15 protein-coding genes and 3 tRNA genes are annotated in these 20,701 nt (G+C 55.8%); 11 read left to right on the plus strand and 7 right to left on the minus strand.

The window, feature by feature from the left end; all coding sequences use genetic code 11:
* The first annotated feature begins 271 nt into the window (after positions 1-271).
* Entirely contained in the window at positions 272-862 is a 591-nt protein-coding gene (locus L8V01_RS10655; RefSeq protein WP_269947023.1) for a DUF6932 family protein, read from the plus strand.
* Complete coding sequence (locus L8V01_RS10660; RefSeq protein WP_269947024.1) at positions 859-1,776, plus strand: hypothetical protein; 918 nt, start codon at positions 859-861, stop codon at positions 1,774-1,776. The genes L8V01_RS10655 and L8V01_RS10660 overlap by 4 nt, the downstream gene beginning before the upstream one ends.
* Before the next feature lie 99 nt (positions 1,777-1,875).
* Here L8V01_RS10660 and L8V01_RS10665 read toward each other — a convergent pair whose 3' ends face one another.
* The 3 genes from L8V01_RS10665 to L8V01_RS10675 all read right to left on the minus strand — a co-directional run bounded on the left by L8V01_RS10665 (position 1,876) and on the right by L8V01_RS10675 (position 6,067).
* Positions 1,876-2,544: a hypothetical protein gene (locus L8V01_RS10665; RefSeq protein WP_269947025.1), complete on the minus strand. Its 669-nt coding sequence runs from the start codon at positions 2,542-2,544 to the stop codon at positions 1,876-1,878.
* An 849-nt stretch (positions 2,545-3,393) separates the two neighbouring features.
* Complete coding sequence (locus tag L8V01_RS10670) at positions 3,394-4,821, minus strand: hypothetical protein (protein ID WP_269947026.1); 1,428 nt, start codon at positions 4,819-4,821, stop codon at positions 3,394-3,396.
* Between the two features lie 883 nt (positions 4,822-5,704).
* A complete protein-coding gene (locus tag L8V01_RS10675; RefSeq protein ID WP_269947027.1) occupies positions 5,705-6,067 on the minus strand; it encodes a helix-turn-helix domain-containing protein in 363 nt (120 codons plus the stop codon).
* 233 nt (positions 6,068-6,300) lie between these two features.
* Between L8V01_RS10675 and L8V01_RS10680 the strand changes: the two genes are divergently transcribed.
* Complete coding sequence (locus L8V01_RS10680; RefSeq protein ID WP_269947028.1) at positions 6,301-7,497, plus strand: hypothetical protein; 1,197 nt, start codon at positions 6,301-6,303, stop codon at positions 7,495-7,497.
* 5 nt (positions 7,498-7,502) lie between these two features.
* The gene (locus L8V01_RS10685) at positions 7,503-8,048 is read left to right on the plus strand and encodes a hypothetical protein (RefSeq protein ID WP_269947029.1); all 546 of its coding nucleotides are present in this window, start codon (positions 7,503-7,505) and stop codon (positions 8,046-8,048) included.
* A 214-nt stretch (positions 8,049-8,262) separates the two neighbouring features.
* Here L8V01_RS10685 and L8V01_RS10690 read toward each other — a convergent pair.
* The 4 genes from L8V01_RS10690 to gltX all read right to left on the minus strand — a co-directional run bounded on the left by L8V01_RS10690 (position 8,263) and on the right by gltX (position 10,904).
* Positions 8,263-8,338: transfer RNA gene (locus L8V01_RS10690), tRNA-Glu, on the minus strand.
* 651 nt (positions 8,339-8,989) lie between these two features.
* Positions 8,990-9,065: transfer RNA gene (locus L8V01_RS10695), tRNA-Glu, on the minus strand.
* A 39-nt stretch (positions 9,066-9,104) separates the two neighbouring features.
* A tRNA-Gln gene (locus L8V01_RS10700) sits at positions 9,105-9,176 on the minus strand.
* Positions 9,177-9,410: 234 nt separating this feature from the next.
* Positions 9,411-10,904 carry a glutamate--tRNA ligase gene (gltX, locus tag L8V01_RS10705; protein WP_269947038.1) on the minus strand — a complete coding sequence of 498 codons (1,494 nt, stop codon included), beginning with the start codon at positions 10,902-10,904 and terminating at the stop codon, positions 9,411-9,413.
* A 232-nt stretch (positions 10,905-11,136) separates the two neighbouring features.
* On the opposite strand from gltX, the gene L8V01_RS10710 reads away from it, so the two are divergent.
* From L8V01_RS10710 to L8V01_RS10740, 7 genes are read left to right on the plus strand one after another with little or no spacing between them, the layout of a single operon-like run.
* Positions 11,137-13,554, plus strand: a complete 2,418-nt coding sequence (locus tag L8V01_RS10710; RefSeq protein WP_269947030.1) for a choice-of-anchor M domain-containing protein — start codon at positions 11,137-11,139, stop codon at positions 13,552-13,554.
* A 36-nt stretch (positions 13,555-13,590) separates the two neighbouring features.
* Positions 13,591-15,192 (plus strand): choice-of-anchor M domain-containing protein, encoded by a 1,602-nt coding sequence (locus L8V01_RS10715; RefSeq protein ID WP_269947031.1) that lies wholly within the window; start codon positions 13,591-13,593, stop codon positions 15,190-15,192.
* Complete coding sequence (locus tag L8V01_RS10720; RefSeq protein WP_269947032.1) at positions 15,192-16,703, plus strand: anchored repeat ABC transporter, substrate-binding protein; 1,512 nt, start codon at positions 15,192-15,194, stop codon at positions 16,701-16,703. The genes L8V01_RS10715 and L8V01_RS10720 overlap by 1 nt, the downstream gene beginning before the upstream one ends.
* Positions 16,696-17,562 (plus strand): choice-of-anchor M domain-containing protein, encoded by an 867-nt coding sequence (locus L8V01_RS10725; protein WP_269947033.1) that lies wholly within the window; start codon positions 16,696-16,698, stop codon positions 17,560-17,562. Before L8V01_RS10720 ends, L8V01_RS10725 begins: the two co-directional genes overlap by 8 nt.
* Complete coding sequence (locus L8V01_RS10730) at positions 17,549-18,283, plus strand: anchored repeat-type ABC transporter ATP-binding subunit (protein ID WP_394371665.1); 735 nt, start codon at positions 17,549-17,551, stop codon at positions 18,281-18,283. Before L8V01_RS10725 ends, L8V01_RS10730 begins: the two co-directional genes overlap by 14 nt.
* Complete coding sequence (locus L8V01_RS10735; RefSeq protein WP_269947035.1) at positions 18,280-19,188, plus strand: anchored repeat-type ABC transporter permease subunit; 909 nt, start codon at positions 18,280-18,282, stop codon at positions 19,186-19,188. Before L8V01_RS10730 ends, L8V01_RS10735 begins: the two co-directional genes overlap by 4 nt.
* Positions 19,185-20,666: a choice-of-anchor M domain-containing protein gene (locus L8V01_RS10740; RefSeq protein ID WP_269947036.1), complete on the plus strand. Its 1,482-nt coding sequence runs from the start codon at positions 19,185-19,187 to the stop codon at positions 20,664-20,666. The genes L8V01_RS10735 and L8V01_RS10740 overlap by 4 nt, the downstream gene beginning before the upstream one ends.
* The last annotated feature ends 35 nt before the right edge of the window (positions 20,667-20,701 follow it).

Raw genomic sequence — 20,701 nt, forward strand, 5'->3', positions numbered from 1 at the left:
TGACCTTCTGATACCCCTGCACCGAGCTTGCACCACTGCAACTCCTAGTGCTGCGTATATATGCATGGCCGATGAGCAAGCTTTGGTCAACTTCAGAACTAGCACCGGTCATCTCACGAATACAATCCGTCGCTCTGAGCCCCACGCCCCGAAACAGGGTAAGTTCGGGCGCTCCTCATATTCGCCCTCTGAATCCATTTTTGAGTGCGGACAAAGTAAACTTGGTCCTGCAAGCTTTAGCGCAAATCACCGAATATTCAAATTCCCCACCATGACTACTGCACAAAACGACTACTCCACGCCGGCACCTGGCCGGATTAGGATGGCACTCCCCGAGGCCAAGGAAAAGTGGGTGACTCAAATGCCCGAATCACAACGCAGGCTACTAATTTGGGGCCAGTTTGAGACTTACCTAGCAAGGTTTGCGAAGATCGAAGGACTCGCAATTGATGAAGGTTGGATTGAGCCAACTGAGTCACTAATAACGTATCTGTGGCTAGGCGGTAGTTTCATAAGTGATAAGCCCGAGCCTGGAAATCTTGATTTCACCTTGTTTCTCAACAACAGCACATTTCAAAAAATAAAAGGAAAACCTGGAACTGGGTGGATTGGTCAAGAAGCTTTCTCAAGAAAGAAGTTAAGAAGCAGTACCGAATTCTCATGCATTACTCCTCTGCGAGTGGACTATTTTCCGGTAAAGTCAGTTTTCAAGCTTGGTGATCTTACACAGGCTGAGCTTAGCTATCTTACGGATCGAGGTGCATGGGATGACTGGTGGCAGCGCAAGAGAAACAGCGATGATAGAGCCCCAAGCCGTTCATCAGCAGCGTCTCGACGTGGATATGTTGAGGTAACCCTATGACTCCCGAAAATCGAAAGACGTTACTTGATCGAAGCCAAGATCACGACACATCATGGCTAAACGCTATCGATGAAAGAAGTGAGTTCGAGCAGCGCGTGCGCACGCACAGCTTCACTAACGAAATGCTTCGAGAGCAGTACGGCATCGATCCCTCATCTCCACAGGAACTAAAAGTTCACCTCGATGGTCCTGCCGCCAAACTCGCAGGTGTAGACAAGACACTTGAAGCTGTTCAATCCGCTGTAACTGGTCTTTTTGCGGAAAGCCCTTTCAACATAAACCTAAAATTGACTGGCATTGAATCCGGAAGCACTGTCCTAGTATATGAACCAACTCAGCGTGACGTAGTTGAAGAAGATGTCCTTGGCGATCCTAGTGTGACAGTGTCACACTCACCTGCTCACGATGCTGCTACTGAGGCCCTCGCATTTTTAAAGAACATCGAGGCCCACATCGATCAGCCGGAACAAACTAATGCCCTTCGTCGGGCATTCAAATTGAGTAAAGAGTTGACCAAGCATGATTTAACTGCCGAATTTGCTTGGTTCTCCCACACCGGCAATGCCCGAGTGGTGGCGATCACCGAGAGATTCGCTGAGTATCTAAATGAACTCAAGCGCAAGCAACTACCTTCCTCAGAGCGAAAGGTCCTTCAGGGAATCATATCTGCAGTAGCTTACGCGGAAGATGATCTCTATGTAGTCACTGTTCGTTCATCCCTTACAAAGCGCGCACAAAAGCACGAAGTCTTCGTACAACAGAGTGCGTTCAAGAATCTCGGCAAATTCATTGGGGATTCAGTGTCGTGGGACGTCAAAACGACTAAATTCACTGATGGATTTGGCTCTGAAGTTTCCGAGCGGTCTGACTTTGTGTCAGAAACAGTTGATTACTCGCAACATGGCCTGTTTTGACGTGTTTTGCCGCCCTGTATCATCGAACCATTGCGCAAGGGAAAGGCAGGCCCTAGACTCACCGAACTCCCCTGGTTTGGGGAGTTTTCTCTTTACTGCCTAGTTACGCATCCACTCCTTCACCGCCGCGTACCCCGTCACCTGCCACGCCGGTAAACTAGTCCCTTCCATCTCCGCTGCCACAGCATTCTGGATCAGCCAATGCAAGTAGTTCCGCCTCAGCTCCGAGTGCCACAACTCCAGCTCCCCGCCAGCAAGCCCATCTGGATCGTACGGGAATGTCAACAGGGCTTCAGGAGCCCAAACCCCATACTCCTTGAGTACCTTGCGTCCTTCCATCGCCGACCACTCATCGTTCATGGCCCACAGGAACAGGTCCTCGATGATGCCGCTGCAAAAAGAAACCAGCTCTCGATCCTCGACCTCGGCTGTCAACCGCGCTACGATTCGCTGAGCTTGACCAGGTTCATATAGTCTCGTCCAGCCGTCGAGCATGTCCCACTCGTTGTGCGTAGTAACATCACGGCCCGTTGTTCCCCCGCCGTGATCCTTGGTGCTCGCCTTGCATTCGACTACAACGAGTACCCCGTCGAGTCCCGGAATCCGAGCTACAAACTCCGGTGGTCCCTTCTTTCCCGTTCCGTGCTTGGACGCTGTAGAAAGAAGTTGATCGGCAACTAGATCTTTTGTTCCTTGCTCTTCAACCCCTTCGTAGTGGCACTCGTTGAGAAGATTTCTAAGTAGCTGTTCGGTATCACGTTCCGACATCACACCCTTTCGTTCATATTGACTGGTTAACTATTTTACCAGCCGAAACGAGATCTGTTCGAAGGTGAAGCGATACAAAAATTTTGTGTAACCAAAAGTTGAATCGGTGCTAATCACAGGATTGGGAACTGTTAGACCATTTACTATTCGACGTTAATTTCATCTCGAACAGAAACTTGAACACAGCCCTGCCGCCCGCTAAACACCCCTCGTTCAACTCTTCTCCTGGAGACTCTCACTACTCCAAACAGTCACAACATGAATTTTCTGTCGGGACGCTGGTAGGAATTCCCGTAGGGTGGCTCATCTGTACTACCGTATGACTGTTCGTAGGATCGCTTGTATACACCGTGTAGGGAATCTCGTAGGAGTATTCTTAGGTACAAGATCTCATACATTCAGACACAACGTTTGCCGTTCGTAGGGAAAATATAGGGCTACCGGCACACCCGTTCGACCCCTTATTTAACTCCTGGCGACACTGTTTTGCCTGTTCGAGTGTGTGCCTATGTGTGTTCCTGGCTGCATTTCGACTGAACTACCAGTCAAGCGCTATGGGTGCGAGAATCAAGCTCTCATAGGGCTATTCCCCAGCGCCCGTAACCTCACATTGAGAGCACCCCTACAAGTCCTACAGACTGCCTCGATATAGGGCGGAATATCGGGCAGGTTTATGGGAGCCACAACCCAGCCGACCTGGCGCGCGCCGCGGTGGAAGAGAACCTAGAAGCCACTCACGACCATCCTAACCGCCCCTAATCGACAGTGCTTAAACGCACCGCCGATCCGACGCACACTACACTCTCCCGCCGCAGCTACACACGTTCACGCCGCCGTGCGACAAGCAACTCAGCCCTGATACTCACCGTCCGGGAACGCGTCAGGCCACGTACTCTCGTCCTCACCAAGTACGCCAATGATCTTTTCAATCAGTCCTGCATGAGCTTTCACATCAAATGCTGGTGGGTTTGGCATTGCCAGATTGTGCCGAGGATCAAACGTGTCGAGATACTTCTCAGCCCACGTGATCCATGGACTTTCAGGCTCGTTTCGCTTTATGAAATCGACGTAATCACGTACTGCTTCAAACTGTTTCAACTCTTGAGAACGCTTGTGCAACACATCGAAATAGAAATCCTTCGCAACAGTTTTCGCTGCGATACCTTGAGCAAATTCAGCCTGCCGCTTCCTACGTTCTTCTCGCCGTCGTGAGATTTCAGAATCAACTCCGTACCAAAAATCTCTTACTCGTAACGACATGAAGTAGCGCTCGATTCCGTTTTCGATTCCGTTCGGATTGCGTTTTGTATCGTGCGCGCTCAGTCCGTAACCGACCTCGATTGTCAGCTGTCCATTGGGAATGTGATTGTAGAAACGGCGCATCGGCTCACCCTTATGCCACCGATTATGCTTCTCAATTTCTTCTTTGGTCGGCTCGCGCTCAGACTTGTCGTAGCCCTCTTTAATCAAAACCTTCGACAAGCTGCCAATACCCGCCGAAACTCCACGCACAATCGTTTTCTTCGACCAGTCGTTGTACCACTGATCGACTTCCACAGAGCCGCCGTACAGCTCAAACAACGTGAAGACGACATGCAACACCCGCTTCGCACGCGCGTAAACGTCAGGGCTGAGTTTTTCTTTGCGCCATTCAAAAGTAGTTTTCACCGCGGGATGGTACTTAGTAACCCTCTTCTCACCGCGAATCAATTCCCGCCAATCAGGAAGTCGCAACGACTCAAGTTGAAGCTTTCCCACTTTGAAACTGCCCTGTGTTCGCCAGTAACCTGGCTGTGTTGCGACATAGTCATAGATAATATTTGACTCCGGGTCGCCATAGTTCTTGACCAATGTTTTCCCGACCGGAATCCAAATTCGTTCCAACTCAGATTCACTCGCCGCACACCAAAAAGCGTCAAGATCCGACTGCTCAATTGCACTCAACACTTTCTGTACGTAAGGATCAAGATCAATCTTCGGCTCAGGTGGCGCGGGTGGTTTCACAGGAACGTGAGGGCGTGAGACAGGCACAGACGAAGTCGTGCCCTTCCCTCGCCTCTTCACGGACAGAGCTTCAGTCCCATCGTGAACACGCTCACCGCGCTTCGTTGCAACCGCTTTCCATGCTGCACCACGACCCGAAATCTTGACCAGACCGTGCCCCTCCAACATGCGTGCTGTGGTCTTGAATGTCTCGTAAGGCGGTGTGCCAGCACACCCGTCCACGATCCATTCAAGAACCTTCTTCTGCCGTTCGGTGAGTTCTTTCGCAGCCATGCACCTATTATCACGCAAATGAAACGGGGCGAAACGGGATTTCGCCTGTCCCCTTGTCGCCACCGCTGAGCCGATAAGAACTACACCAGTTCCACCCACTCATCAACTAGTGCAAGCCCTTCAAGCTTCCAGTTCTCCAGGAGCTCACAGCCAAGCTCACGAGCGTCTTGAACAATGTAGTACAACGGGTTTTAGGCGAGATACTCACGCAATTTCAGGTCATCCGCATCCTTCGCCATGTTCAAATGATATCGGAATAAGCGAAGCTTTCGAGAATAAACATTGATCGTCTTCAAGACCGCAATCTGGTTGAGATAGTCTCGCTTGTTCGCCACAGCGTGATTGCAAATGTTGGTGATGTACTTGCGTACAGCGTCACCAACGACAAGAACAGCCTCGTAAATAGCTCTTGTGTCGAACCCAGCCTCCGACATTTCGGGGAATGTGTTCTCCAGCGAATAGGTATCGTGCAGCTACTGATCAACCTTGTCGATACATGCCTTCTCGACCTACGCCGGGGTCAAGAATCCCATCATCCACGCCTGGTAGTTACGGCCAGTAGACACAACCGAACGGCACATCGTAGTGGCCCGCTTGGCTTGTGTGAAGCTCTGAAATAGGAATACGTGTAAGTGACTGAGAGCCGATGAGCCAATAGTCTTCATCGACTACTCCGCCGAGTCTTTCAAAGTGATGATGGGCCACGGGAACGACCTTTCTTCGGTTGTATAGGTCGGCACACTATCCTCGTTCTCCCCTAGTTTTCGCATGGTTTCAACCAAACACATCAGATCTCATAAACCGGGTACCCGGTCGAAAAAGAAGAATTTTTTAACTAATCCCTAGGTGTTTTCCCGATCGAACAAAAAGTTGTAGATCCCTTTCAATGCCCTCGCGAAAACCGGGAACGATCCTTCTTATGACCAAACTTCGCGATTTCGGTGCGCCTTATGCGGCGACCCTCGCCCAAACCCCTGGGCCAGATTTCGCGATCGATCCCAACTTCAATCTGGGCAATAGTCAAGACACTTGGCCAAGCGCGCCCAGCAACAAAGTCGCTGATCGTGGAGTGTCCAACGCCGGTAACCTCCGCCAAATCCTTAAGCGATTTCAACTCAATGTTGTCGCGAACGTGACGGCGAATGTTGCGAGCAGCAAGCTGCAGACGGGCGTGCGCCAGGTTCTTAATCTGGGCGTCGGGCCACTCAGGGTAGAGCTCTTTGGGGATGGGCTGTCGGGCGGGCATGTCACAAGCGTATCGAACACACGATCCGGCGCAGCTTCCGCTCGTCTGGATGTCGTCGATCTTTACCGGTACGGTACGGTACGGAATCTATGGTGCGTTTACGCACCACCAATCGGAAGGACTCCCGCCGTGTCATAGCTAGTTTCACCGGCCTCGCAACAGATTGTGGGATCGCTTAAGTGACGTTTCAGCATCCATACCACAAGTACGCGCAGGGAGGTGAACCCCAGCCCATGAGCAACCACGCTTTCACTGCCGCAGGTGACGCAGCCGAGGTCGGCATCATCAGCCTCGACGTGGTCGGCATGAACTCCCTCAAGCGTGCCATTGACGTTGTTGACGATTCGGGCGTGGAGTTGCTCATCGATACCTGGCGTGCTGAGGATGGATACGACCCGAGCAAGGGTGGCCGTCCAGCCACGATTCAGCCGCGCACAGTTCTCGCGCTCATGCCCCTGCTAACCATCGAAGCCAAGCCGCTACACATCCAGCAGGCGGTCAACATCATTACCGATCGTGCAAACAACCAGGTCCTGCGCGCCCTCGGTCTACCGCAGCGTCACGAGACCGACTACACCACTTACAAGGGCCGTCAGGCGTGGTACGAGAAGGTCTACCGCGCATGGAACAAGGTTAAGGATGTCGTGGATCCGAACCCGACCCTGACCTACCGCAAGCGCCTTACGACGGACAAGTTCGACTACCTCGTCTCTCTGGCAAACCCGGAAGAAACCCGCAAGCGTTACCTGCGGCTGACCATGTTCACCAACGCACTCATCGCCGCGTCATTGCGCCTTCTGCCCGAAGAGTACCGAGACGCATGGACGGGCGACGTAGCTGTAGACGGCACCCCAGTGCTCGCCGCTAAGTCGGGCAACCCACGTGACCGCAAGCCGAAGCGCTCGTCAGATCCTGACGCAGGTTGGTACATCCGCGAAGGTGATCACAACGGCGACAAGGCCAAGTCCGCGCCTAAAAAGATGAACTGGGCATACGAGGCCACGATCGTCACACAGACGTTCCCTGCCCGCCAGGACTACCTGCCACAGCTCATTGTCGGCATGGCAATGGACAAGCCGGGCCACGCGCCGGCGGATCGTGCCATGGATGCCTTGCAGCATCTCATCGCGGACGAATCCGTGCCGAAGGGTGCCTATATCGGCGACCACATCTACTACCCGACGAGCAAACCTGAGAAGCTGCAGATCCCGCTGCGCAAGGCGGGCTACAAGGTCATGGGCGACCTCGTCAAGGGCCAGATGGCCTACAGGCTACCTACCACGGTGCACAGCTCATTGACGGCTCCTAGTGCTTCCCTGGCAGGCCCGCCCGCTGGCGCGAGCCCAGTACTCTGTTCGCCACCGGCGAGATGGATCGAGACGAGCATTACGATTTTTTCGACCGTCGCCAAGCATTCGCTCTTCAAGTAAAAAAGATGCACGAGGATGGCTCTATCGACTTCTATTCCCCGGCACGTGGCAAGCGTACCAAGCTCAAGGTTGACGGTATCGGTGTTGACAAGACTCTAGAAGGTGCCACCCTGCGTAAGGTGTTCCCTCGTGACTTGACTAAGGAAGATCGAAACAGTGCCGTCTTCAAGCAGACACAGATTCGTATCCCTGTGGATGCAGCAGCAAAACACGTTCAGACCGGACCTTCTTGGGGAACGCAGGAATGGGCTGACACGTGCCGTCGTGGACGTAACACGATCGAGAGCCGTAACACCCTTCTCAAGAACGGTCGCATGGGATTGGGTGACAAGACTTGGCGTCTCGTTCGTGGGTTCGCTAACGCGACCCTCGTCACCGTTTTGGGCATCGTGGGTGTCAACGTTCACTTGATTCAGAAGTTCCTTCACCGAGTCGTATTCGACTTGAATACGAACCCCAGTGACCCGGTCCCGACTCAGCCGTGTAAGCGAGTTTCTGACTGGAACACGTTTGGCAACGTCGAACCACAGGCTCCCCCGGCTGCAGCCTAAAGACCAACAAAGACCACCGCCCATACGGGCCGTGGTCTACAGGTCGTGGGCTACTGCCCAATGAGACAAAATTTCGCCGTATCTCTGTTGCTTTTACGAACCAGGAATCGAGCAAGACAACCAAAATCCCGACTCTCAGTAACGAGAATCGGGATTTCGTTTGGCGTTTATCAGTTGCGTGAACTTTGCAGTTCAGAACCGTGAAACCGCCATTTGGTACCCCGTACGGGATTTGAACCCGTGTTACCGGCGTGAGAGGCCGGCGTCCTAGGCCGCTAGACGAACGGGGCGCGTTCGCAGCAATCGCACACTGTGCGTTGCGGACTTGTTAAGAGTAAACGATGGGTTAATTCAGCACAAATCGCGCGTTCAAGCAGGGTTTTGAGGACGGTCGAACGAAAATGCAAAAATTCCCGAGCCCCGTACTGCAGTGAGAGTTCTTCGTGGCCGAGGTGCGGATCGAATCAGTGGTTATTCCGCAAGCTATCTGTGGATAGTCCGTGGCCGAGAACGCTGTGCTAGTAGGACTCGGGATGGCGCTGCGCGTCGAAAAGCATATGCTGCAGGCTCCTATACTTCATACAAGCGTTGGTGGGAAGGAAGTTGTGGATTATAGCGTTACTACCTGGCATTACTTTCGGGCTGTGCGCCTTCGCTGTGGTGCGTTTCAGTTTCTGCCATCCGCTCTCCTTTCTGTCTGTTTTCTGCTGTACTTGCAGTCTATGCCAGCACATACAGGACAAAAAGGGTTTTGCAGAACTTCAAGGTGGTCTTAACCCTGGACTGAATAGCGGCGTCCTACTGGCTGCAGGAATTCTGCGGCGGTCCGGGGGTAGGTTATAACCAATTTCCAACTTGCGCATTGGACCCGTGCAGTACGGCGCCAATGTGAGGGAATACCCCATGTATGAAAAATCCTCCAGCCTTTCGGCTGGAGGTCGTGGTACCCCGTACGGGATTTGAACCCGTGTTACCGGCGTGAGAGGCCGGCGTCCTAGGCCGCTAGACGAACGGGGCATAGAACAAGTGAGCCTGCTATTTAAAGCATTTTCACTGCTGGCCTACCAGGACTCGAACCTAGAATGGCGGTACCAGAAACCGCTGTGTTGCCAATTACACCATAGGCCATTTGCAAACTTGCATTGGAAGTAAGTGCCTTTCAGGCGTTCTCCCTTGCTCACTGCAACGTGTTATAACTATAATGATCATCGCCCAAACTGCCAAATCGGCAGCTCAACCCCCCTTTTCGGGCAATAACATTTGGCGAAAAAGAAGCGGCGAATGACAGCACTGTAGTTCAGCTGTCATCCGCCGCATCGGCGCGGGATTAGACATTAAATCCCGCGTTAACTCCTGCGTTTCTTACTGCTTCGCTGGGACAAATGGGGTTACCTCACGGGCTGCGCGCAGGCGAGCCAGCGTCGAGTCCTTGCCCAGCAGTTCCATGGACTCAAAGAGCGGTGGGGAAACCTGTGCGCCGGAAATTGCCACGCGCAGTGCACCGTAGGCCTTACGAGGTTTCAGCTCGAGGTCTTCAATAAGCGCCTTGGAAAGGGCCGCTTCGATGTTTTCCGTCTTCCAGTCCGCAACGTCTTCTAGGGTCTCAATACCCACCTCGAGCGGCTGTTTCGCCTCTTCCTTGAGGTTTTTCTTCGCCGCCTTCTCATCGAGCTTCAGCTCCGCATCTGGGGTTACCAAAAAGCTCATCAGGCCGTAAGCATCAGAAAGAGTCTTGATTCGGGTCTGAACCAGGTCGGCCGCGAAGGCAAATATCTCGCCGTCATAATCGACTGGGAAGTCCGTGTATTCGGTCAAGTAGTTACGCAGACGGAAGGCAAATTCTTCTGGGTCCAGCTGGCGAATGTGGTCCGCGTTAATAGCTTCGAGCTTCTTCTGGTCAAAGCGTGCCGGGTTACCCAGCACATCGTGGACGTCAAAGTTTTCCACCAAGTCATCCATGCTGAAAATGTCCTGGTCCGCAGACAGGGACCACCCCAGCAGGGACAGGTAGTTGAGCATGCCCTCTGGGATGATGCCGTTATCGCGGTGGTTAAACAGGTTGGACTGCGGATCGCGCTTCGACAGCTTCTTATTGCCCTCGCCCATCACGAATGGCAAGTGGCCAAACTCTGGGGTGAATTCGGCGACGCCGATCTTCTTCAGGGCGTCGTAAAGCGCAAGCTGGCGCGGAGTGGAAGATAGCAGGTCCTCACCGCGCAGCACGTGGGTAATGCGCATCAGGGCGTCATCAACCGGGTTAACCAGGGTGTAGAGCGGTGCGCCGTTGGAACGGGCCACCACGTAGTCCGGTTGGGTCTCAGATTTGAAAGTCATCTCACCGCGCACCAGGTCGGTCCAAGTCCAGTCCTGCTCCGGCATGCGCAGGCGCCACACGGGCTTGCGGCCTTCAGCCTCAAAAGCATCGATCTGCTCCTGGGTGAGGTCACGGTCATAGTTGTCATAGCCCAGCTTTGGGTCTCGACCAGCAGCCTTGTGACGCTCTTCTACCTCTTCGGCCGTGGAGTATGCCGGATATACAAAGCCACCCTCAATGAGCTTGTCTAGGACCTCCTTGTAGATGTCCATGCGTTGGGATTGGCGATAAGGCCCATCTGGGCCGCCCACATCAATGCCCTCGTCCCAGCCCAGCCCAAGCCAAGTCAGGGAGTCAATAATGGCCTGGTAAGACTCCTCAGAGTCGCGAGCCGCATCGGTGTCCTCGATGCGGAATACCAGCTTGCCGCCGGTGTGACGGGCATACGCCCAGTTGAACAGTGCGGTGCGCACCATGCCTACGTGTGGGGTGCCGGTTGGTGATGGACAGAATCGAACGCGTACTTCAGTCATGTCAACCATCGTAGTGGAGCCCGCAATTCCAGTCCGCACTAGTCCAAAGTGGCCCCACACTACCCCGGCGCGCGGGCCACTTACGCCCTGCACCTACACGCAAATAGGGGTAAACGGTAATGGATTTCATTACAAAGCCGCAGGTCATTGAATCTGGTTTCCATTAGCATTACCAGAATATGAGAATCATTTTCTATAATTTTTCTGAACTTGTGAGAACTGCAGAAAGGCCTTCCCAACCGTGGCTTCCCCACGCATCCGTTTCCTTGCCACGCTGAGCACGTTGGCGTTTATAACTCCCGCCACGGCCGTCGCCGGCCCCGATGACGGCAAGCACATTGCTACCAATACCCACGTTGACTCCCCCAAGTCTTTTTGGGAAAACAACGATTTTGTCCTGAAATCCGAGTTTGGCGACCAGGCACCACCGATTACAGACACCGTTGCCTGGGTTGGCAGGGGCTATAGTGCTATGGACGGCAGCAACCAGTACCTCTATACACTGCCTGAAAACGGCACGCAGGACTATATTGGGGCGCCCGGAACCACTTACTACACCGCCCCGCACCAGGTATCGGGAAATGCCTCGCCCATCTGGCTGGGCTTTGGCGCAGATACTTCGTTGCCTACGGATATGTTCCGCGATGGCGTAGCTTTCCTTGACCTACTTAGCGTCGATGGCCCCGGCGAAGTCGAGCTTTTCACCAATAAAGACGATGAGGACGGTACGCAGCTGCACCGCATGCTTGGTTCCTTCCCGGATTCACCGCACTCGGCCTACCTCGTTGCCGGGACGCATACCCACAACTCCACGCTTTTTACCAAGCCTGGGCGATACCGCCTGACTTACCGCACCAGTGCGCGCGGAAAGGATGGCCGGCTAATTGCCAATGAACCGCAGACCACCACTATTCAGGTAGGCGGACGCAAGCCTAAGAAGGAGAAGACTTTAAGCCTCAAGGAACGCTTCGCCCAGTCCGCGACTGGCGACGCCACTGCTGCCGGCTACAGCCTGCGCATGACCTCGAAGCAAGATCCCGAAAAAGATGGCGATGACAAGCTCACCACCATCTCCTTCGACGCAAAAAATAAGGCGCAGGGTACCCTGACGCTGCTTATCGACGGCTACTTCCTCACCGATCTCCCTGTTAAGAATGGCCGCGCGCAGTGGGACGAGTACATGGGACCTGATCCTTCCCGGGTGCAGGCCGTATTCACTCCAGAGGGCGACGCCGCACGCTGGATTTCCAGGCCTTTTGAATTCCAGCCCGGCACACCTGCCCAGACAGATTCTTCTTCCTCCGCCGATACGTGGCAGGAAGCCTCCCATCCTCGCCAGCTTGCTCCCACCCAGGAAACCGAGCTGAAGGAGTTGGGCTATACCATCCGGATGCGCAAGCAGGGCAAGGGCGGCACGAAGATCGTGGTGGATACCGAGGATAAAAACTTCAACGGTCTGCTCACCGGCGGCCTTTATGACTCAAAGGACTCCAAGTACCCCACTGTGGATCTTGAGACCCCCATTACCAACGGCCACGGCGAGGTAGCCTTTGACGAAGGCGAGTACTTCACAGGCTCTTATGCCAAGGTAAACCTGTTTCCCCATTCCACTGTGAGGGCCGGACACGCAAGCAGCGTGATCACCGAGTCCTTTACCTTCGGTGAAAATTACGAAACCACAGGGCAGTTCTCCACCACCAAAGACGAGCCAGATAATTCTCCCGGCAAGGAAGACTCCCCTTCTCAAGCGCCTCGGCCAGACGACGATGAGTCGGAAGCCGACAAGAAGCAATGCAGCGAGAAAATCCTGCTGGACCGAGGGCATGTTGACATCAAGGCCCAGCCTGTCGAAGGCGGCTTCACTACTGTCCTGCGCGATGACACGGCACAGCTGGATAAGAAGTCTGTCGACCGCAAACTCGATGACGTGGTGCTCGGCATACACGATAATGCGCTCACCCGGCGCAATGACAAGCTCGCGGGCAAGGAATTCGACTTCCTAGGAAAAACCGGTGAGCGATTCTATCACCTTCCGCAGACCCAGAATCAACACATTATTTGGCCTGGCTATAACACTCAAGACTTGGATTATTCCTTGACCAAAGGCAATGTTGTCAACCTCAATCTGAAGCCAATCTCCACCCCTGAGGGCGCCGAGTGGGGTGCGTTTATCGATGGAACCCACGGCAAGGGCTTTTCGCTCCTCGCTAATTCCGCTGCCAAGGACTTCACCATCGAAACCAACTTTCCGGCACATACCCACGCGCACTGGGCATTCTCCAAGCCTGGCCTCTATACCTTCGAAGCCACCTATACGGCCACGGGTAAAGACGGCAAGGAACTTAAGTCTGAACCGCAAACACTCACCTTTGCCGTGGGCGATAAGACCCTAGATTCTTGTTCTTCCCGCAACCCGAACGACTCCGAAGGCGAGACCCCCAGCGAAAGCCCGACGGAGAAGCCTTCCACGAAACCATCCACTCCGAATCCCCCGGACAAGCCAGCCGATGACGGTAGGCCCGAAGAGCCAACTGGTTCCTCGTTTAGCCCTTGGGGCTTAGTACTACCAGCGGTTCTTGCGGTGATTTTTAAGGCCTTTTATAACTTCTTCCGCGATAACGAGGACCTCATCCGCAAGCGTTTTGGCCTCAAGTTCTAATCCACACCTGCCCACCAAACCAGACGGGAAACCACAATGCTTCGTTCGCTTTCTTCTTCACCCCGGCGCACCCTGCTGCGGCGCCGGTATATTTCAGTACTCGCTGCTGTCTTTGCCGCAGTCTTAGCCTTCTTCTCTCCCGGCGCGGCGTTGGCTTTCGATGAGGTCTTTGATTCCGGGCACGTCGATGCTTTCTACGTCACGGCTCCTAGTGGCAAGCTGCACCTTTCGATGAAAGAAGACATCACGGGATCGGGCGTGCCACGTTCCGGCGATGATGTGGCGCTCAAGGTCGTGGAGGACGCCTGGTCCGATGCCACAGAGGCGGTACCGGAAATCGGACAACCCACCTATTTCTTGCCACAGACCCAAGACCAGCGCATCATTTGGCCGGGCTGGGATACTCAGCCCGCGCGCGATGGCGGCTTCGATAACGTAGATCTGGAATTTGCCGAGGTTTCCGGCCCAGGTTCTGTGTATGTTTTTGAAACCAGCGGCTTTGGTGACGTCAAGGCTGTGACCGATTCCGGTTCTATGGAGCTCACCAGCGGCGAGGTCATCAACCAGCCTATTCCCGCCCACCGGCACGTCAACTGGGCTTTTAGCGAGGCGGGCGCCTACACCATGACGGTGCGTGCCCATTCCAATGGCGAATCCAGCAACGCGGTGACCTACACCTGGGAGGTGGGCGACAGCGGCGATGCCTCCACCTCGGGTCGCGCGGCTGACTCTGGCGGAGCCACCACTGACCAAGAAGCTGCAAGCACAAAGCAGCCTGCAGACAAGAGCGACGCTAAAGCCTCGGACACGTCCGGCGCAGCAACAGACGAAGAGTGCACCGCGGGCATCATCCCGCAAATCAAAGACGATACGGTCTCGCCCTCTGAGTGGCGCGACGCCGACGGTGCCACCTTCTACCTCTCCGATAAGTCCAGCGTAAATCTCCCCCAAGAGGTAGGACCGGTGCCTGCAGGACAGGCCTGGATGATTGGTTCTACCCAGGTCGAGGGCGTGCCGTGGTTGGGCGCTAATACCCAGAGCCCATCGATGCGCGAGAATATCCCCGGCGATGTCACGTGGGAGTTAGTGGGCTTCAGGGGCCCTGGACCGATGATGGTCTACTCCCAGGGCGGGCTAGGCAAGATTGTCGGCGATGAATGGTTCCGGGGTAACGCAGAGGCGGTGGAAGGCACCTATTCCATTGCTCCGAATACTCACGTGCACCCCAATTGGGTCTTTGGTGCCCAGGGAACCTATGACGTCACCATCCGCCAGGTGGCTAAGACCAGTGAGGGCAAGCAAATCGCCGGTGAGGCGACGCTCCACTTCGTCGTCGGCGGTGATAAGCCGGCTGAGGCCTTTGACAATGGGCACTTCGACCTGGGAGCTGCTGTGAACCCGAACGGCGGTGACTGTGGGAATGGTGCGGCGACAGGTGGGGCGTCGGCAAGCGAAAGTGGCTCTGCAGCACACGCTGGATCGGAGAATGGTCAGTCGGCGCAGGCGCAAGGCACGGGTGGCTCTTTGGCCAATACTGGCACGCCCATCGTTCCCCTCGGCATTGGAGCGCTGGGCTTGGGTATGCTCTTCCTCGGCTTGGGAATTGCGCGCCTAGCAGTAGCTAAGGCAGCAGACTAATGGTGAGTGCGCTTTCCCACAATCATGGACGACGGGCTGTGGGTGCAATTCTGGCCTCCTGCCTGCTCACCGCAGGCTGTGCGTCCTCGGCCGCACTGGATGCGGAAGGTGGAGGAAAATTCAGTGTGGTGGCCACCACCCCAATCCTGGCAGACCTAGCGGGCAACGTGGCTGGCCACGATGCTGAAGTAAAGAGCCTCATTCCCAGCGGCAAGGATCCGCATACCTTTGAACCAACGTTGCGCACCGTGCGCGATGTAGCCAACGCCGACCTGACGCTGAGCAATGGCTATCTGCTGGAGCCGCAATCTCTCATTGATACATTGCACGAATCCACCGACGCCCCCTTGATGGAGGTCGCCGATGCAGCCTCCACCCGCGGTGCCACGCTGGTGCCGCTAGTAGAAGATGTCTCCTTGGATGCTATTTGGCTGGGCCTGCGCATCAGCGGCGCCGCGCAACATTCTTCCGGAGTGGATTTTCGCATGGTCTCGGCCGACGGTCCGGGTGACGTCGCGGCCTATGTGGTCTCCACCTTCGGCACCCCGGAGGTCCTCTTTAACACAGCCGATGGCGTCGATAGCAAGGAAGATTCAATAACCCTTCCAGCCAACGCCCACACCCACGTCTCCTGGGGATTTTCCCAGCCCGGTATCTACCGCCTTGGGTTCCAAGCTGACGACGCCGAAGTCCAACACCTCACCGTAGCCGTAGGGGTAAACCCACCTAATGGCATGCAGGCCATAGATTCCGGGCACCTGGATATTGAGGGCAACCTGGCCCAGCACCGCATTGACCTGCGCGATCAAGACAAGCGATTCGACCCCGCCACCACTGCGGTGTCCATCCCATCGTCAGTGCTGCAACCCATCCCGCCGGATCCGGCCTACCGCTTCCTCGGCGCGCCGGGCTCGGATACCTACCTCCTGCCGCAGGCCGTGCTGGGCAAGCACATCCACGGCGAGGTAGATCCGCACTTGTGGCACAACGTGGACAATGCTATTGCCTACGTCGACGTCATCGCTGAGGAGATGGCGCAAGCAGATCCCTCCCACGGTGCCGCCTACCGCCAACGAGCAGAGGCTTATATCAAGCGCCTGCGGGACACGGATACCTATGTGGACCGCGCCATTTCCTCTATCCCCACCGAAAACCGGCACCTAGTGACCACCCACCATGGTTACGCCTACCTCGAGCAAGGCTATGACATTTCGGTGGCAGGCTTCGTCACGCCCAACCCGGCCATCGAGCCTTCCCCGCGGGATGTCATAACCTTGCGCCGCACGCTAGAGAACCTGCATCTGCCGGCTGTGTTTGTCGAGCCCGTGCAACAGGAAAGCACCGACACCCTCAAGCAAGCCGCTGCGGAACAAGGCGTAGAGCTGTGCCCCATCTATGGCGACACGTTTGACGACGCCGTCGGTTCCTATATCGACCTCATGAAGTTCAACGCTGACTCCTTCCAGCGTTGCCTCAACCCAATTTCCACCGATGGAGATAAAAATGCTTAAATTAGCTACTCGCACCGCCGCCTGTCTCCTTACTGCAGGCCTTGCGTTCTCTTCTAGCCCTGCCTGGGCCGGCGACCTCGCGCAGGTGGTCGGTGCCGAGGAACACGTTGCCCCGCAAGGCGAGGACAAAGTCATCGGCACCGGCCACGTAGACGTAGGTGCTTTGCTCGATGGCACCGATTCCGAGCTCATGGCCCGCGATGATGCCGGCGACAAACCCGTCTGGCGCCACCTGGATGACCTTGTCTTTGCCGTAGGTGATAAGGCGCAGCAAACCCTGCCCGAGACCGATGACTTTGGTTTCGTCGGTGCGAATTCCGGCGATAAGCTCTGGGTGGTTCCCCAAACCGAGCAGGTCGGGGTTCCCTGGCTGGGCTGGAACACCCAGGCGCCCTCGCTTATCGACGCCGCCGATCGCGGAGTCACGATGGAATTCCTCGGCCACTCCGGACCGGGCGATTTCTCCCTGTTTTTGCAAAACGGCGGCTTTGAAACACCACAGCTCTTGTGGTCTACCGTGCAAAAGAGCGACGAGGACTTCTGGGTCGACCTCAATACCCACACCCACGCCAATTGGACGTTTACAGAGCCAGGCACCCATCAGGTCGGAATCAGGATCAAGGGCAAGACCAAGGACGGCGCCGATTTCAGCACCGATGGCGTGCTCACCTTTGCCGTAGGCGATCATGCCGACGTTCAAGCGGCCCAAGATACTACCTGGAACCCAGACGATGCCCAGAGAGCAGGCTCTTCCATCCCCACCTGGGTGTTGATCCTCGCCGGCGTGGGTGCTGTCGTACTCTTGCTAGCCGTTGGCCTAGTACTGCGTTTTTCCAAGCGGGCCGATAGCCGTGGCTAAACCGCTCATTTCTGTTTCCGACCTGGACGTATCGCTGTCCCACCGCCGCGTTATCACTGGCGCCAACCTGGAGGTTCACCCCGGCGAATTTATCGGGCTTCTCGGGCCCAATGGCGCGGGCAAGACCACACTCATGCGCGCTATTTTAGGGCTTATCCCCTGCTCCGGAACCCGAAACATCGGGGGAATCGTGGGCTACGTACCTCAGCGACACGAGGTGGAATGGCACTTTCCCATCAATGTCTATCGCACCGTGCTCAGCGGGCGTACCGGCATTATCGGCTGGCTCAAGCGGCCACGCGCTGCAGACCACGCCGCGGCAGCGGAAGCTCTTCGCCTGGTGAATATGGAAGATTTTTCCACCCGCCCTATCGAGGAACTCTCCGGAGGTCAGCGCCAACGCGTCCTAATCGCCCGAGCGCTCGCCACGCAACCTGACGTGCTGCTGCTCGACGAGCCTTTCACCGGCCTCGATGCCCCCAATACCGAATCACTACTCGAGCTGTTTGAAGATCTTTCCCACCGCGGAAAGTCCATCATCATGTCCACCCACAACCTGTCTGAAGCGGCTCATGCTTGTCACCGCCTCGTCCTGTTTAACGGCACCGTGGTGGCCGATGACTTCGCTACGAGCCTTCTCCACCAGACCAAACCGTGGACGCAAACCTTTGGCGTGCGTGCCGGTTCTCCCCTGCTTTCTGCCATTGGAGTCTCCGCATGATAGAAATTTCCTTTCTCGATTTCCTGCGCGATCTTGCCAACCCCCACCTGGATTTCCTCGCCCGCGCAGTGGGCATCTCTGTGCTGGCGGCCATCGTCTGTGGGGTCATCGGCTGCTACGTGGTGCTGCGCGGCATGGCCTTTATTGGCGATGCCGTCTCCCACGCCGTCTTTCCCGGACTCGCCATTGCCTTTGCCCTGCAATCCTCGGTGCTCGTCGGTGGCGCGGTTGCCGGTGTGGTTGTGGCCTTGCTCATCGCCGCCTTTTCGCAGCGCCGCCACGTGCGGACAGATTCCATCATCGGTATCTTCTTCGCCGCGGCCTTTGCCTTGGGTATGGTGATCATCTCACGCACCGATGGCTATAGTGCTTCGCTCACTAGCTTTCTCTTCGGTTCACTCACCGGCGTATCCCGCACCGATATCATCGTTGCAGCCTCTGTGTGCGCACTGGTTATCGCCATCGTTATAGCCTTTGGCCCCCAGCTCAACACCACTTGCTTGGACCGGGAGACTGCCCGCGCAATGGGTTTGCCCGTCTTTGCATTGGACATCATCTTGTACCTGTGTGTGACAGCCGCAGTGGTCATTTCCGTGAGCACCATCGGCAATATCTTGGTCCTCGCGCTTCTCATTACTCCGGCCGCGACGGCCCGCCTGCTTACCGCAAACCTAACCACCATGATGTGGCTTTCCGCCCTCATCGGCGCATTAGCAAGCTTCCTCGGCCTCTATCTAGGGTGGGCCATTGACCTGCCGGCCGGCGCCACCATCGTGCTCACTCTCACCGTCATTTTCTTGAGTGCATGGGCCATTCACCCGCTCCTCGGCGCCCGAAAGGGCACTAGTGCCACACTTTCCGACGCCCCACATCCCACCCCACGAAAGGAATCTGCCTCCTCATGAAACCAGTCTGCCGCACCGCAGTAGCCCTTGGCGCCGCCGGACTCATTGGCCTCGGCGCACTTCCCACAATGGACGGTGCTCCCTTTAGCCCCGCCACCGCCTACGCAGAAGAATCTGCAGAAGCGTGCTCTGCGAGCGACTTTGATCTCATTACTAGGGGCCACCAAGACATGGCACTCAGCGGCGATTCCGGCGATTTAAGCTTTACGGTCAAAGATGATGCCAAGAGTATCGAGCATGACTCTGGGACCTTTGCTTTTGAAGTTTCTGATGACCTTCAGCAGCCGCTATCTGAGCTCGGCGATAGTTCCTTGCCTGAGCGAGGCTGGGTTCTGCCGCAAACGCAGGACCCCAATGCTCCCTGGCTGGGCTTTAACACCCAGGAGCTCTCCCAAGATCTCCTCGCCGCTGATGACACCGCTACCTGGAGCATGGCTATCGCACACGGCCCAGACGATGGCCGCATCGTCGCTTACCAAGTGGACTTAGGCGGCCCCAAGGTGCTTATGGATACTGAAGATGGCTCTGCCTGGAATTACCCCGGCAATTCTCATTCCCACCCGGCTTTTGCCTTCACCGAGCCCGGAGCCTACGCGGTGAGCTTTACTTTTGAGCTTCCCGACGGCTCCCGCCACCATCTCCATGCTGGCTTCCTCGTCGGTGAGCATGCGCAGGCCAAAGAACTGTGCGGCGTGGACTATACCGATGCGAATGCTGCAACCGGTTCTGCCGGCAGCGCGGATAGCCGCCCCAAGCAGTTGGAAAAAGACATCAAGGAGGTAGACAAGTCCATCGTCGGGTTGGACAAAGAACTCGATAAGACCTTGCAGGAGGGCCAAAGGTTCCTCGACGGCGGTAAGCCACAAGAAGAAGACAAAAGCAAGGGCTCCGGCCAGGACGACGCGCGAAGAGACAAGCGCGCCACCCACAAGGAGGTAAAGAAAACGGGAAAGGCCAGTGCGCCAGAAAAATCCCGCTCCACGACATCAGGCCAATCGACTGCCACTGCGCAAAAGTTTAGTTCTGGTGCAATGACTACAACCCATCATTCGGATAGCCGTGTCAACGATTCTGCATCCACTGCAAAATCGGGCAACGGTTCATCTACTGTCTCGCGCCGCTCCACTTCCACCAGCGGTTCTTCCTATTCGTCCAACAAAAAGTCCGGCGGCACGAAGGACGCAAAGTCTGCTTCTCGTACGAAGCCCAAATCCGCGGACTCCCCCAGTCCACAGCATGTTCCGGATGCAACCGGCGCACAGAGCAAGGACAGCAAGAATGTGCTGACTAATGCCGCCGCGCATACCTCTACCTTGGCCAAAAGCAGCTTCTGGGCAGGCCTTTTAGCCGGACTGGGCGCATTCGCCTTGGTACTCGGCATCGGCCTTTTGGCCTATGTCCAGTTCTTCCGCAAAAAGAAGACTCCAAACCAGCAACCGGACAATGATTCCACGGCCCATATACCGCGCGTCGATTAGCGCAGAGCTGGCTAACGAAAATAGAAAAGCCCAGG

The organism is Corynebacterium curieae (assembly GCF_027570035.1).
GTDB classification, from domain to species: Bacteria; Actinomycetota; Actinomycetes; order Mycobacteriales; family Mycobacteriaceae; genus Corynebacterium; species Corynebacterium curieae.